Source organism: Pectobacterium artocarpous (genome assembly GCF_046159765.1).
In the GTDB taxonomy this organism is placed as follows: domain Bacteria; phylum Pseudomonadota; class Gammaproteobacteria; order Enterobacterales; family Enterobacteriaceae; genus Pectobacterium.
Map to the genome: position 1 here is coordinate 39,738 of NZ_JBJXVK010000013.1, position 13,780 is coordinate 53,517.

Below are 13,780 nucleotides of genomic sequence, written 5' to 3' on the forward strand. Positions count from 1 at the left end.
CTCTTGGCGGTCAGGGTCATCAAATAACGGAAAAGAAAGGTAGCACATATCCCAGAGAATTTAATACAGCTTCAAGTGTTTGAGATAGGGTGGCTATGAACGAAAAAGCATAAATTAAGTAAAAAAGTTCTTAATCTACCGCAAGCAAATGAATAAGATGGGATTATCAACCGGGTAGCGCAGCATATTCGGCTGTTAAAAACATAAGATAAGACCGTGCTCAAGAAAAGGCGCGGCGAGGAAAATTCGAACATGCACACAACGACAGTCCGTGTACAGGTTGGCCCTGCTAACTATTTTTCTTTCTCTGGTGCTCTCGATAAGCTGCTGGAGTTTTATCCGCCGGAGATGCTGAAAAACGCACTGTGGATCTACGGTGAGCGGGCGATGGCTGCGGCGCGACCATATTTGCCAGCCGAATTCGACGCCCCTTCAGCTCGACGCGTTCAGTTTGGCGCGCACTGTAGCGAGAGGGAAGTCGCAAAACTGGTTGCACAGGCGGGCGATGGCTGCCAGGTTGTTATTGGCATCGGTGGTGGGGCGGTGCTGGATACCGCGAAGGTCACCGCGCGCCACATTGGCGTGCCGCTGGTGGCTATTCCGACTATTGCGGCGACCTGTGCGGCTTGGACGCCGCTGTCCGTCTGGTATAACGATGCCGGCCAGGCGTTGCGTTTCGAGATTTTCACCGATGCTAACCATCTGGTGCTGGTGGAGCCGCGGATTTTGCTGGCAGCACCGGTGGAGTACCTGCTGGCTGGCGTCGGTGATACGCTGGCGAAATGGTATGAAGCCGTCGTGCTGAGTCCTCAGTCAGAAACGCTGCCGCTTTCTGTTCGACTGGGCTTACAGGCCGCATTGGATATTCGCAACGTGTTGCTGCAACAAAGTGAATCTGCGCTGGAAGCCGTCAAACGTGGTGAACTGACGCAGGACTTTCTGGATGTGGTCGATGCGATCATTGCGGGTGGCGGTATGGTTGGCGGGTTGGGTGAACGTTACACCCGTGTGGCGGCGGCACATGCGGTTCATAATGGTTTGACGGTGTTGCCGCAAACGGAACGCTTCCTGCACGGCACTAAAGTGGCCTATGGCCTTCTGGTGCAGAGTGCCTTGCTGGGGGATCGTGAAACGCTGTGCCAACTGAAATCGGCGTTTAAGGCATTGGGTTTGCCGACCTCGCTGGCCGCACTGGATGTGGATATTCACGATCGCGCGGCGCTTCAGGCCGTTATTGCCCGAACCTTGCAGGTGGGAGAATCCATTCATTATCTGCCGTTGACGCTCAATGAAGAGGTTCTTCTGGCGGCCTTTAATACCGTTGAGTCTGCTAAAGAATAAACCGGTAGGAAGAGAAGAGGCGGAGAGGGAGCTCCGCTCTTATAGACTATTTTTGTCTTTAAAAACGACGGTTCGTTGTCTTTAAAAACTATTGTGTCTTCTCGTAAGGGAATGAATTTTTGATGTAGCTGGTGTAGTAGCGGTACTTCGTCTTGCTTGCCATCAGCTCTTCATAAATCATGCGTGCGACGCCGCTATAGAGGTAAATACTCCCATTCAGCAGTTCGACTTCTAACTGACTTTTTTCTGCATCGTATCCGACTGAAAACAACTCTGTTGATGAAACGCGTTTTCTCTGCAAAATTAATCACTCCCAACGTATCAAAGCCGCATCCTGACGGTATACCACCTATCGACTACTGCTATCCTCTATCGTGTTATAGTTCGAAATATATCGGGGTAAACCGCAGCATATCGTTATTACTTTATGAATAATCAGCAAATGCTCACAGAATTTCTGTGTTGTTACTCATGGAACGGTTTATTTCTCATCGTCGATGAGAACATGTCCCGAATGCGTCGTTAATCCTGAGCGATAGCCCGTTGAAAAGCAGGCTGGTTTTCTATTCTCTCAATGTATTGCTGGATATACGGATAGTGACTGAAATCCAGACGCGTTTTTGCCAGCACGAGCGGGACTGCCATTTGTATATCCGCACCGCTGAGTGACTCTCCTGCAAGCCAGTCTTGTGTACTCAAATGCTGCTCGATGAACTGAAGCTGCGCCGTCAATCGCGGTAGAATAAACGCCTTTTCGATACTTTTCACAATTTTTCGCGCCACGGGGCGAATGAAGAATGGCATCGGCGCGGATTCTGTTTTCGCCAATACCAGACGCATCACCAGCAGTGGCATGAACGAACCTTCAGCAAAATGCAGCCAGAAACGATAGTCCAGTAGCGCTTGTCCACTCTGTGGACGGAGCCTGCTGTTACCGTAAGTCTCAATCAGGTATTCCACAATCGCCCCGGATTCGGCAATCGTAAGGTCGCCATCGGTAATCACCGGCGATTTACCTAATGGGTGGATTTGCTTGAGCGATGCTGGAGCACTAAACGTTTTTGGGTCACGCGTATAGCGAATGATTTCATAATTAACGCCCAACTCTTCCAGCAGCCAGGTCACGCGGGTAGAACGGGATTTTTCGAGGTGATGAACGTGTATCATCAAGGTTTCCTTATTGTCTGATTTGATTCCGTTATTTAGCACGGCAGGTACGCTATTTTTTACTGCGATTTTCTGTGATAGTGAAGAGAAATAGCACTCGGGGAACCGGAATGGTATCCATCCCCGAGTGCGGTTATCAGCCAGATGAGCATAGCCCATTATTCGTAGCACAGTTTAAGCGATTACTCGAACAAATGCTGGGCATGGAAGCGCAGGTGGTCCTCAATGAAACTGGCGATGAAGAAATAGCTGTGGTCATAGCCAGACTGTGTCCGCAGCGTTAGCGGCCAGGCATACTGACTTGCCAGTTCTTCCAGTTTTGCCGGTTGCAGTTGGTCGGGAAGAAATTGATCGCAGTCTCCCTGATCGACCAATATTGGTAGCATCTTCTGGCTATTGGCCAGTAAATGACAACTGTCATATTGCAACCACTGCGTTTCATCCTCGCCGAGGTAGGCGGTAAGCGCCTTGCGTCCCCAGGGAACCTGACTGGGGTTAACGATGGGCGCGAACGCCGATGCAGAAAGGAATTTTTCCGGGTTGCGCAGCGCCAGCATCAGTGCGCCGTGTCCACCCATCGAATGTCCACTGATAGACTGACGGCGGTTCACGTTAAAATGCTGCTGGATCAGTGTCGGCAATTCGGTGCTGATGTAGTCATACATCCGGTAGTGTGTCGACCAGGGCAACTGCGTGGCATTTACGTAGAACCCTGCACCCTGACCCAGATCGTAACCGGCATCGTCCGCTACGCCCTCGCCACGCGGGCTGGTATCTGGCATCACCAGCACCAGACCCAGCTCGGAGGCAACGCGCTGTGCGCCTGCTTTCGTCGTAAAGTTTTCGTCGTTGCAGGTTAACCCGGACAGCCAGTAAAGCACGGGCGGCGGCGTGTCATCCTGCGTCGGTGGCAGATAAATGCTGAATGTCATCGCGGTGTTCAGCGTGTCTGACACATGGCGGTAGCGCTGTTGCCAGCCACCAAACATACGGTGTTCTTCCAGCAGTTCCAGTGATGATGTCATCGCTGTACAGCCTCCTTTTTCTGTTCCTGACGGTGGTGCAATTAACCGAAATGAATCACAGAGCGAATCGATTTGCCTGCGTGCATTAAATCGAATGCCGTGTTGATGTCGTCCAGTCCCATGGTGTGGGTGATGAAATCATTCAGCGGGAACTCGCCTTTCAGGTAACGATCGACAATGCCTGGCAGTTCGCTACGGCCTTTTACGCCGCCGAATGCGGAACCGCGCCATATGCGACCGGTCACCAGTTGGAATGGACGAGTGGAGATTTCTTCGCCTGCACCCGCTACGCCGATGATGATGGATTCACCCCAGCCTTTATGGCAGCACTCTAGTGCGGAACGCATGACATTGACGTTACCGATACACTCGAAGGAGAAGTCCACGCCGCCATCGGTCAACTCAACGATGACATCCTGAATTGGCTTGTCATAATCTTTCGGATTGATCAGATCGGTAGCACCCAGTTTGCGCGCCAGATCGAATTTGCTGGTGTTGAGATCGATACCGATGATACGTCCGGCACCGGCCATTTGCGCGCCAATAATGGCCGACAAACCAATGCCGCCAAGGCCGAAAATCGCAACGGTATCACCAGCTTTAACTTTTGCCGTATTCAGCACCGCACCCATACCGGTGGTCACGCCACAGCCCAGTAGGCAGACTTCTTCCAGCGGCGCTTCTTTATTCACTTTCGCCAGCGAAATTTCAGGCACGACGGTGTGCTCTGCGAACGTGGATGTGCCCATGTAGTGGAAAATCGGCTGGCCGTTTTTAGAGAAACGGGTGGTGCCGTCTGGCATTAGGCCTTTGCCCTGCGTGGAGCGAATAGCCTGACACAGGTTGGTTTTGCCGGAGCGACAGAATTTACATTCGCCACATTCTGGCGTGTAAAGCGGAATAACGTGATCGCCGACGGCGACGCTGGTGACACCTTCTCCAATCGCTTCTACAATCCCACCGCCTTCATGACCCAGAATGGCGGGAAAAACACCTTCAGGATCTTTGCCGGACAGCGTGTAGGCATCCGTGTGGCACACGCCAGTTGCGACGATGCGTACCAGAACTTCACCTTTTTGTGGTGGCATCAGATCTACTTCTTCAATCGACAGTGGCTGGTTGGGACCCCAGGCGATGGCGGCACGGGTTTTAATCATTTGCATGGTGGAGACTCCTAATGGTATTCCGTTATGGGTTGTAAAGTGAATGAGAGGACGTGGTATTCATCACCGTATCGTCGGGTCTTAAAATGGCCGCTCAGGGAAAATTAGGGGTTATTCCTGCTGAGCGGGTGGTTCAATAATGCTGCACTGTTCAATAATGAGCTTTTTTAGCGCTTCGACATTGGGGCCGAAGGCGTCTCGCCGCCAGACGAGCCACGTGGACGCCGCGGCGATGTCGGGCGGCAATTCATGCACCTGAACGCGCGCGCCAGCGGGCAGCGATTCAAGTATGGCATACGGGAGCATGGCCAGCCCGGCACCGCTGGCTACACAGGCAAGCATGGCATGGTATGAGTGGATCTCCATGATAGTGCCGGGCACCACGCCATCCTGCCGGAACCAGCTCTCAAGGCGCTTTCGATAGGAACAGCTGGGGCGGAAGGCAAACAGGGTATCGTGGCTGGCATCCCGCGCCTGGCTAATCGGCGCGTGCGTTGTGTCGGATATCAGCACGAGTCGTTCTGTAAAACATGAACAGCCATTCAGTTCATCGTAAACGACGGGGCCATCGACTAACGCGGCTGCCAGCGTTCCTGCCCGTACGCGCTCAATGATTTCCCCAGAGGTACCGGTATTCAGAGACAGCGACACGTTGGGGTAGCGCTGATGGTAAGCTGCTAACAGTGTGGGCAAACGGGTTGCCGCAGTGCTTTCCATCGAGCCTAGCGCGAAATTACCCGTGGGTTCACCCGTGCGCGTCATGCTGATCGCTTCTTCACTCAGTGCCAGAATGCGCTGCGCATAACATAAGAAATTGTGCCCAATAGGAGACAGGCGCAGGCGCTGTCTCTCACGGATGAATAGATCGGTACCCAATTCCTGTTCCAACTGGCGTAACCGCGTGGTCAGATTTGAAGGCACCCGATGAAGCTGTTCTGCGGCGCGCGCGACTGAGCCCGTTTCAGCAACGAGACAGAACATGCGGAGTTGGGTCAAATCCATAATTTTCTCTTTTCGTAATGAACTAGCGTTTGATTATTCATTTTTTGTGAAGTGTAGCGGTAAGCTGCGCATTTCGCAACAGGATCACGCCACACGGAGATGAACGAGATGTAAGCGAGTCGTGTGCAATTTTGCCTGCATCATGAAAATGATGGGCGTAATTATCATCAGGATTAATATTTGGGCTTAGAAAGAGATAAAATGATCGCGACCTGAATGAATAGCACCATAATCAACTTTATAACGAATAGAAGCATATTTTTCTAAATATGAGACCAAAATGGAAATAAGAATAATCACAGGAAAATAAAATTGTATTTTACTGTGATGTAATAGTGAAGAAGAGAAAATAGATAATTAAAATAAATAGTTAAATGTATAGATAAATTGTTGTAGTAAAATGATAGTCAAAAACTATCTATGTTATCAATTTTGGTCGTATTTTTTGATGGAAAAGCGTAAAGTGGCCTGCCAGAAGTGCCGATAATGTTAATGTGTGGTAGGAGCATGTTATCGTTATTGTAAGTAAAAGTATATTTTTGTCATAAAATGAAAATAGCTCTAACTAATGAGAGCCTCTGCTCTTCATTAAATGGCGTAACACCAGGCGTATTTCCAATTAAAAATGTGCAGCTATGTTGCATAAAGCGCAGAGGAAAGTCGCCAGATAATTTATAGGAGTCTTCTGTGAATTTTTTAAAAAATATCACCATCAGGGCAATGCTTTTAACAATATTGGGCCTGTTTCTTGTTGTATGGGGTGGCGCGTCTTTTTTTACCACCACCTCATTAAGCAACATGACCAAACTGTTGGAATCCGGCGAAACTCAACGTAAAGACGTAGAGATGCTGGTAAAAGGCAATGACCAGTATTTTCGTACGGTTACTCGTTTGTTACGCTCGATGGATTTCCAGCAAACGGGCGAAACGGCGGAAGCAGAAAAAGTCTTTACGTCAGCAACCATCGCGTTTAAAAACGCGTCAGATCAACTGGCTGCGTTCAAAGCCAGTGAGCATGCTGGCGTCAATAAAGAAACCGCAGACGATACGATAGCTGCGTGGACCCAGTTACTGGATAACGGGTTGACGCCGATGCTGAACGCTGCGCGTGAGAATCGTCAGGAGGAGTTCCGTCAGCTTTTTCGTAAATCCTACCCGCCGTTGAGCGTGGCGTTCGGCGTCAATATGGAGAAATACCAGGCCGCGATTCTTTCCTCGTCAGAGGAGTCAATGAACGAGGTCTACGGTCTGGTTGGCTGGAGTAACCATATTTTGCTCGGTGCAGCGGTTCTTGGGTTGATTATCCTGCTGTTGACGGATCGCTATCTGGTCAACTACCTGGTCAAACCGTTGAATATGATCAAAGGATATTTCCGGGTGTTGGCCGCCGGACAGCTTAATCACCCGATCGACGAGTTTGGCCGTAACTGTGCCGGACAACTGATTCCTTATCTGAAAGAGATGCAGGGAAGTCTGGTGAATACGGTTTCTATTATCCGCGACAGCTCTGCATCGATTCATCAGGGTTCCAGTGAAATCAAGAGCGGCAATAACGATCTCTCTGCACGTACGGAACAGCAGGCCGCTGCACTGGAGCAGACCGCCGCCAGTATGGAAGAGTTGAGTGCGACGGTAAAACAGAATGCGGATAACGTACATCAGGCGACCAAGTTGGCGCAGGATGCGTCCATCGCGGCGAAGAAAGGGGGCGATGTCACGGCTGATGTGATGGCGACGATGGCGAGTATTACAACCAGCTCGAAGAAAATTGCTGACATCACCAGCGTGATTAACGGCATTGCCTTCCAGACCAACATTCTGGCGTTGAACGCGGCGGTGGAAGCGGCCAGAGCCGGTGAGCAAGGGCGTGGTTTTGCGGTAGTGGCGGGCGAAGTTCGTAATCTGGCGCAGCGCAGTGCTCAGGCGGCGAAAGAAATTGAAAGCCTGATTGCGGAATCCGTTGAACGCGTCAATACGGGGTCAAATCAGGTCACACAAACTGGCGAAGCGATGGACTCCATCATTTCCGCGATTACCCGTGTGAACGATCTGATGGGCGAAATCGCATCGGCATCGGATGAACAGAGTCGCGGTATTACCCAGATTGGTCAGGCTGTGACGGAGATGGATGGTGTGACGCAACAGAACGCCGCATTGGTGCAGGAGTCTGCCGCCGCTGCCGCCTCGCTGGAAGATCAGGCGCGTCAGTTAACTGAAGCGGTATCGGTGTTCCAGTTGTCGGCGGCAGATGCACATCGTCGTTCCCAACCTCGTCTGGCGGAGAAAACACCCGCCGCAGAGAAGCCGATGCTATTAGCGGCTTCTGGCGGTAAGAAAGGTCATGCAAACGATAACTGGGAAACCTTCTGATAGCCTGATAGCAAGCGTCTTCAGCGCTCTGTAGACCGCCAACATCAGGGACGTTATCGCTAAAAGCACCGGGATATCCACCCGGTGCTTTTTTGTTTATGACGAACCTTGATGACGGAATCGTGGTTTTTCTGTGCGTACGATTCACACCTCGCGACCGTGTATCGTCACATTCGTCACATTTGATAACCTGAATCTATTTCAACAATCATGAGATACAATCGCTGGATAATCGTGACTCTCTCAACTAGAGTGTTGACGGCGCTAGGGTTCAATCAAGGCCGTGATAGTGCGATAGGCATAGTTACACCTGCAGGAGAATAATAATGTCATCACTAAGTAAAGAAGCCGTTATGGTGCACGAAGCGCTACTGGCTCGCGGTCTGGAAACGCCGCTGCGCGGCGCGTTATTGGATCGGGATACGCGTAAGCAACGTATTGCCGAGCATATGACGGAAATTATGAATTTGCTGAGTCTCGATCTGAGCGATGACAGCCTGGCTGAAACACCGACTCGTATCGCCAAAATGTACGTTGATGAAATATTCTCCGGTTTGGACTACGCCAATTTTCCTAAAATCACCATCATTGAAAACAAAATGAAGGTCGATGAAATGGTCACTGTGCGGGATATTACGCTGACCAGTACTTGTGAACACCATTTCGTGACGATCGATGGGAAAGCGACGGTGGCATATATTCCGAAAGATGGCGTCATCGGTTTGTCGAAGCTCAATCGCATCGTCCAGTTTTTCTCTCAGCGTCCTCAGGTGCAGGAACGCTTAACACAGCAGATTTTAGTCGCGCTGCAAACGCTATTGGGTACCAATAACGTTGCGGTTTCGATCGATGCGGTGCATTACTGCGTGAAAGCGCGCGGTATTCGTGATGCGACTAGCGCCACGACGACGACATCACTCGGTGGACTGTTTAAATCCAGTCAGAACACACGTCAGGAATTCTTGCGTGCGGTGCGCCACCACCATAATTAAGCCTCTCTATTAGCGATGATGAAGAACATACACGTTGTCATCGCTTAATAGGTCATCGCTACATTGGTAAGTTCTTTCGCTTTTTCCCCGCCTATGCATACAATCGCGACTTCGATGATTTGAAAATGTAATGTGTATGCCTTCTCACTCTGTACCATCAATTCAATCGCCACCTGCGCGGATCGTTGCGCTGGATTTTGCTCGCGGCGTCGCCATTCTGGGCATTTTGCTGATGAATATTACGGCGTTTGGCTTGCCCCATGCGGCATACCTGAATCCAGCCTGGCAGGGACAAGTCACGTTATCTGATGCTTTAACGTGGGCGGCGATGGATCTACTGGCGCAGGCAAAATTTCTCACGCTGTTTTCCCTTCTTTTTGGTGCAGGTCTCCAGATGCTATTGTCACGGGGGAAACGCTGGGTACATGCGCGTCTGTTCTGGTTGATGATCATCGGCTTGATTCATGCCATTTTCCTGTGGGATGGCGATATTTTGCTCGACTATGCGCTAATTGGGCTGGTGTGTTACGGCATGATTCGCCATGCGGAAAGCAGCCAATTATTAATGCGTACGGGGGCGGTTCTGTATCTGGTGGGAATCGGCGTGCTGTTGGTATTGAGCCAGATTCTGAGCCTGCAACCGGGGAGATTCTGGCTACCGGGTATGGTGGATATCACCTATGAGGCTTATTGGCGGGCGTTAGGCGGACCGGAAGCGTGGAGTAATCGCGTCAATCTGCTCACGGAAAGTCTGTTGTCGCTGGGTGTGCAGTACGGCTGGCTGCTAGCGGGATCGATGCTATTAGGAGCAGGTTTGATGCGCAGCGGCTGGCTGAAAGGTGAATTCAGCACGGCACACTATCGCAAGGTTGCACTGTGGCTGATTCCACTGGGCGTGGCGATTAACAGTATTGGCGTGGTGGGGCAGTGGCTGGTGGATTGGGAATATCGCTGGAGCGGACTGTTATTGCAAATTCCGCGCGAACTGAGTTCACCTTTGCAGGCAATAGGCTATCTGGCGCTGTGCTATAGTTTTTGGGGCACGTTGTGCCAATGGCGCATTACGTACTGGATTACGGATGTCGGGCGTATGGCGTTAACCAACTATTTGCTGCAAACGCTGATTTGCGTGGTGATGTTTAACCAGTTTGGCCTGTTTATGGCCTTCAGCCGCCTGCAACTGCTGGTGCTGGTTCCTGCGATTTGGATCGCCAATCTGGTCTTTTCACACTACTGGTTGCGCTATTTTCGACAAGGGCCGCTTGAATGGCTATGGCGCAAACTCACCTATGCGCTAGGGAAAACGGCGTAGAAAAAGACTTTACGGTGCGGTGTGCTCGTTCTGCGGTTCGGGCCCGGCTTTCGCCGGTTGGTCAGGTTTAGCCTGATGAACTGGCGAAGGCAGCACCTGCTCCGGCAGGACGGCAGGATAATTCGGGGCATCTTCTGGAATGGTATGTTCTGAGGGAATCGGCACCTGCGGCCCTAAAAAGCGCGGCTCGCGCTTAAGGATATACAGATCGAACAGCGCGCCCAGACGAGCGCCAAACTCACGAACCCGCACGGTCATCATATTTTTGGGCGAGGGCACGGCGTAACACTGCGCCTGAATCCCGAGGTGCAGCGCGATGAACAGCGCGCGTTCGCAGTGGAAGCGTTGGGTGATGATGGTGAAATCGTTGGTATCAAATACCTTACGTGTTCTGACGATGGAGTCCAGCGTGCGGAAACCTGCATAGTCTAGCACGATATCCGACGGCGGAACGCCAGCGGCGATCAAATCGCGCCGCATCGTCATCGGCTCATTATAGCTTTGCAGCGCGTTATCACCACTGAGGAGCAGATAGCTGACTTTACCGCTGTTGTAAGCGTTAATCGTCCCTTGCATACGGAACAGATAATACTGATTGATCACGCCGGTACGGTAGTATTTCGCCGTCCCCAATACGACGCCAACCTGACGCTTCGGCAGCGTCTGAAGCTCATCGTAAATAAACGGCGCGGTTTTCCAACTGATCCAACGATCGAGGGCAAAAGCAGAGAGCAGCAGCACGCCAATGAGGGCTAACAAACTGAATGTCAGGCGTTTCCACATGCTTATGCCTCGGGTAAGGCTAGTCGACTAATCATGCCTCAAGGCTACTTTACCTGACTGGGGGAAGCAAGACGAAGGCGAGGAACGGGCAGTTTATTGATTGAATTTTCAGCGTCAGGGGACGATGATATGAAAATAAAACGCCAGCCTTTCGGGCAGAAAAGCTGGCGTGATGGGCGTGCTAAACCCGGCTACCCCACAGATCGTATTCGTCTGCGTGTTCGACTTTGACCTTAACGATGTCGCCGACTTTCACGCCAGTTTCTCCGTTGAGGTAAACCGCGCCGTCGATTTCAGGCGCATCGGCCATGCTGCGGCCAATCGCGCCTTCTTCGTCGATTTCATCGATCAACACCAGGACTTCACGGCCAATTTTATCCTGCAAGCGCTGGGTAGAAATGGCCTGCTGAAGCTGCATGAAACGGTGGAAGCGTTCTTCTTTGATCGCTTCCGGTACCTGATCCGGCAATGCATTGGCTGCTGCGCCTTCGACCGGGCTGAATTTAAAACAGCCTACGCGGTCGAGTTTGGCTTCTGTCAGGAAGTCGAGCAGCATTTGGAAATCTTCTTCCGTCTCGCCGGGGAAACCGACAATAAAGGTAGAACGCAGCGTTAAGTCTGGGCAAATTTCACGCCAGCGCTTAATGCGCTCCAACGTTCTTTCTACTGCGCCGGGGCGTTTCATCAGTTTGAGAATTTTCGGGCTGGCGTGTTGGAGCGGGATGTCCAGATAAGGAAGAATTTTGCCTTCTGCCATTAATGGAATCACATCGTCTACGTGTGGGTAAGGGTAGACATAGTGTAGGCGCACCCATACGCCGAGTGATGCTAGTTGCTCACACAGGCTGACCATGCTGGTCTTGACCGGCTGCCCGTTCCAGAATCCGGTGCGCTGTTTCACATCAGCGCCGTACGCCGAGGTGTCCTGAGAAATCACCAGCAACTCTTTTACGCCGGCATCAACCAGACGTTTCGCTTCATCCAGCACCGAACCAATTGGACGGCTATCTAAATCGCCACGCATAGAAGGAATGATGCAGAACGTGCAGCGGTGGTTACAGCCTTCTGAAATTTTCAGATACGCGTAATGGCGCGGCGTGAGTTTCACTCCCTGCTCGGGAACCAGACTGGTAAACGGGTTGTGCGTCGGTTTAGGAACATATTGATGCACGTGCGACAGCACCTGCTCGTAGCTGTGCGGACCGGTAATTTCCAGCACTTTTGGATGCACTTCGCGTATTTGGTTTTCTTTGGCACCCAGACAGCCCGTCACGATAACTTTACCGTTCTCATTCAGCGCTTCGCCGATGGCTTCCAGCGACTCTTGTACGGCGCTGTCAATAAAACCACAGGTATTGACGATCACCAGTTCAGCATCGTCATAGCGGGGGACGACCTGATAACCTTCAGTACGCAGTTCGGTCAGAATCCTCTCGGAGTCGACGAGGTTTTTCGGGCAGCCGAGGGAAACAAAGCCGATACGTGGTTGTTGCATATTATTCGCTCACAAAATAAACAGAAAATAAAAACCGGAGGATTCTACACCATAGTTGATTATCCTTATAGTCAGTGGTGTAAAACTCAGCATTTTATCGCCGTGGTGATGAGGTCTCGTGGAAGGTGCTTCGCAAAGCGGCGCTAAATAGTAAATGCATGCAGAACGTTATGGTATAATTTTTCATCATTACCACGAGTCAGGAGGCATGATGGTGCAACGAATTAAAGTCGTGCGGAAGCATCAGCGTAAAAGCAAGATTGATGATAATCGAACCTTAATGCAGATCGGTGCCCGTGCCTCAAAGCAGGCAATCAAAGAAGCGTTAGATTCCGGTGTATCAATCGCTTATATCAAAGATGGATGGCTGGTCAGTCAAGCTCCTGATGGTACGCTCTCAGAAATTAAACCCGTGGACGGTCAACCGCCAATTAAGCTCAGGGAGCTGCTTTGCCGAGCTTGAGACGGGTTGCAGGCCCGAATGGATCGGGCAAAACGACGTTGACTAAAGAATTGCGAGAAACCTACGCCGTTCCTTTGGGGCAGTACCCGAACCCCGACGATATTGCAAAGCACATTGATCTACCTGCGTTGCTGGGGGGTGACGGTCGATAAAGCACTATTGTCCGATGGATGACTCAGCGGCCAGGCTGGCACAGAGAATTTCCTTAGGTTTGAGGGAGGACTGGATTCGCGATCGGCTTTCTTTTACCTATGAGTCCGTGATGAGTCACAAAAGTCATCTCGATTTTGTAAAAGCGGCAAGAGAAAGCGGTTATAAACCTTACCTTTATTATGTCTGTACGTCAGATCCAGAACTCAACGAGGAGCGAATAACTCAGCGTGTTGCATTAGGCGGGCATAGTGTGCCGAAGGATAAGGTCTTCGGGCGTTATCAGCGTAGCTTGATTTATCTCTCTGAGATGATCCGACTCTGCCATCGTGCTTATTTTTTCGATAATTCAACGACGACATTGACGTTTCTTGGTGAGGTTACACCGGATGGCTTTCTTGATATCGTCGAGGAATCGTTTGATAACGTGCAGCCTATGTGGTTGTACAACAGTGTGATGAAATCGTGGGATGAAAACAAAATCAGGATGATTCAGCCGAGATAATCCAATTTATTA

14 protein-coding genes are annotated in these 13,780 nt (G+C 50.9%); 6 read left to right on the forward strand and 8 right to left on the reverse strand.

Annotation, left to right across the window (positions count from 1 at the left end):
- Positions 1 to 252 precede the first annotated feature (252 nt).
- Positions 253 to 1,341 carry an oxidoreductase gene (locus ACKQAD_RS10130; RefSeq protein WP_409160043.1) on the forward strand — a complete coding sequence of 363 codons (1,089 nt, stop codon included), beginning with the start codon at positions 253 to 255 and terminating at the stop codon, positions 1,339 to 1,341.
- An 88-nt stretch (positions 1,342 to 1,429) separates the two neighbouring features.
- Here ACKQAD_RS10130 and ACKQAD_RS10135 read toward each other — a convergent pair whose 3' ends face one another.
- The 6 genes from ACKQAD_RS10135 to ACKQAD_RS10160 all read right to left on the reverse strand — a co-directional run bounded on the left by ACKQAD_RS10135 (position 1,430) and on the right by ACKQAD_RS10160 (position 6,498).
- Positions 1,430 to 1,642, reverse strand: coding sequence for a KTSC domain-containing protein (locus ACKQAD_RS10135; protein ID WP_409160044.1), 213 nt, complete (start codon positions 1,640 to 1,642; stop codon positions 1,430 to 1,432).
- 221 nt (positions 1,643 to 1,863) lie between these two features.
- Positions 1,864 to 2,508 (reverse strand): glutathione S-transferase family protein, encoded by a 645-nt coding sequence (locus ACKQAD_RS10140; protein ID WP_409160045.1) that lies wholly within the window; start codon positions 2,506 to 2,508, stop codon positions 1,864 to 1,866.
- A 182-nt stretch (positions 2,509 to 2,690) separates the two neighbouring features.
- The gene (gene fghA, locus ACKQAD_RS10145; RefSeq protein ID WP_409160046.1) at positions 2,691 to 3,533 is read right to left on the reverse strand and encodes an S-formylglutathione hydrolase; all 843 of its coding nucleotides are present in this window, start codon (positions 3,531 to 3,533) and stop codon (positions 2,691 to 2,693) included.
- 41 nt (positions 3,534 to 3,574) lie between these two features.
- Positions 3,575 to 4,696 carry an S-(hydroxymethyl)glutathione dehydrogenase/class III alcohol dehydrogenase gene (locus ACKQAD_RS10150; protein ID WP_409160047.1) on the reverse strand — a complete coding sequence of 374 codons (1,122 nt, stop codon included), beginning with the start codon at positions 4,694 to 4,696 and terminating at the stop codon, positions 3,575 to 3,577.
- Positions 4,697 to 4,807: 111 nt separating this feature from the next.
- Entirely contained in the window at positions 4,808 to 5,698 is an 891-nt protein-coding gene (gene ptrR, locus ACKQAD_RS10155; RefSeq protein ID WP_409160048.1) for a putrescine utilization regulator PtrR, read from the reverse strand.
- 542 nt (positions 5,699 to 6,240) lie between these two features.
- Positions 6,241 to 6,498, reverse strand: coding sequence for a hypothetical protein (locus ACKQAD_RS10160; protein WP_409160115.1), 258 nt, complete (start codon positions 6,496 to 6,498; stop codon positions 6,241 to 6,243).
- On the opposite strand from ACKQAD_RS10160, the gene ACKQAD_RS10165 reads away from it, so the two are divergent.
- The 3 genes from ACKQAD_RS10165 (at position 6,386) to yeiB (ending at position 10,372) form a co-directional block, all read left to right on the forward strand.
- Entirely contained in the window at positions 6,386 to 8,068 is a 1,683-nt protein-coding gene (locus ACKQAD_RS10165; RefSeq protein WP_409160049.1) for a methyl-accepting chemotaxis protein, read from the forward strand. The genes ACKQAD_RS10160 and ACKQAD_RS10165 overlap by 113 nt on opposite strands.
- A gap of 326 nt (positions 8,069 to 8,394) precedes the next feature.
- Positions 8,395 to 9,060, forward strand: a complete 666-nt coding sequence (gene folE / locus ACKQAD_RS10170) for a GTP cyclohydrolase I FolE (protein WP_409160050.1) — start codon at positions 8,395 to 8,397, stop codon at positions 9,058 to 9,060.
- A 136-nt stretch (positions 9,061 to 9,196) separates the two neighbouring features.
- The gene (gene yeiB, locus ACKQAD_RS10175; protein WP_409160051.1) at positions 9,197 to 10,372 is read left to right on the forward strand and encodes a DUF418 domain-containing protein YeiB; all 1,176 of its coding nucleotides are present in this window, start codon (positions 9,197 to 9,199) and stop codon (positions 10,370 to 10,372) included.
- 9 nt (positions 10,373 to 10,381) lie between these two features.
- On the opposite strand, the gene sanA is transcribed toward yeiB, so the two are convergent.
- On the reverse strand, positions 10,382 to 11,155 hold the full coding sequence (gene sanA / locus ACKQAD_RS10180) for an outer membrane permeability protein SanA (RefSeq protein WP_409160052.1): 774 nt from the start codon (positions 11,153 to 11,155) through the stop codon (positions 10,382 to 10,384).
- Between the two features lie 181 nt (positions 11,156 to 11,336).
- On the reverse strand, positions 11,337 to 12,650 hold the full coding sequence (rimO, locus tag ACKQAD_RS10185) for a 30S ribosomal protein S12 methylthiotransferase RimO (RefSeq protein ID WP_409160053.1): 1,314 nt from the start codon (positions 12,648 to 12,650) through the stop codon (positions 11,337 to 11,339).
- Positions 12,651 to 12,858: 208 nt separating this feature from the next.
- On the opposite strand from rimO, the gene ACKQAD_RS10190 reads away from it, so the two are divergent.
- Together ACKQAD_RS10190 and ACKQAD_RS10195 are read left to right on the forward strand one after the other, a co-directional pair.
- Complete coding sequence (locus tag ACKQAD_RS10190; protein WP_157910781.1) at positions 12,859 to 13,113, forward strand: hypothetical protein; 255 nt, start codon at positions 12,859 to 12,861, stop codon at positions 13,111 to 13,113.
- A gap of 166 nt (positions 13,114 to 13,279) precedes the next feature.
- Positions 13,280 to 13,768, forward strand: coding sequence for an ATPase (locus tag ACKQAD_RS10195; protein WP_409160054.1), 489 nt, complete (start codon positions 13,280 to 13,282; stop codon positions 13,766 to 13,768).
- Positions 13,769 to 13,780 lie beyond the last annotated feature (12 nt).

Coding starts and splice junctions, on each gene's coding strand:
- ACKQAD_RS10160 (WP_409160115.1), bottom strand. CDS start 6,498: ATGTTGCTTAATGAGGTGGTGGTAAAAAAAGACGCGCCACCCCATACA.
- ACKQAD_RS10190 (WP_157910781.1), top strand. CDS start 12,859: ATGATGGTGCAACGAATTAAAGTCGTGCGGAAGCATCAGCGTAAAAGC.
- ptrR (WP_409160048.1), bottom strand. CDS start 5,698: ATGGATTTGACCCAACTCCGCATGTTCTGTCTCGTTGCTGAAACGGGC.
- rimO (WP_409160053.1), bottom strand. CDS start 12,650: ATGCAACAACCACGTATCGGCTTTGTTTCCCTCGGCTGCCCGAAAAAC.
- sanA (WP_409160052.1), bottom strand. CDS start 11,155: ATGTGGAAACGCCTGACATTCAGTTTGTTAGCCCTCATTGGCGTGCTG.
- ACKQAD_RS10140 (WP_409160045.1), bottom strand. CDS start 2,508: ATGATACACGTTCATCACCTCGAAAAATCCCGTTCTACCCGCGTGACC.
- fghA (WP_409160046.1), bottom strand. CDS start 3,533: ATGACATCATCACTGGAACTGCTGGAAGAACACCGTATGTTTGGTGGC.
- ACKQAD_RS10130 (WP_409160043.1), top strand. CDS start 253: ATGCACACAACGACAGTCCGTGTACAGGTTGGCCCTGCTAACTATTTT.
- folE (WP_409160050.1), top strand. CDS start 8,395: ATGTCATCACTAAGTAAAGAAGCCGTTATGGTGCACGAAGCGCTACTG.
- ACKQAD_RS10150 (WP_409160047.1), bottom strand. CDS start 4,696: ATGCAAATGATTAAAACCCGTGCCGCCATCGCCTGGGGTCCCAACCAG.
- ACKQAD_RS10195 (WP_409160054.1), top strand. CDS start 13,280: ATGGATGACTCAGCGGCCAGGCTGGCACAGAGAATTTCCTTAGGTTTG.
- yeiB (WP_409160051.1), top strand. CDS start 9,197: ATGCCTTCTCACTCTGTACCATCAATTCAATCGCCACCTGCGCGGATC.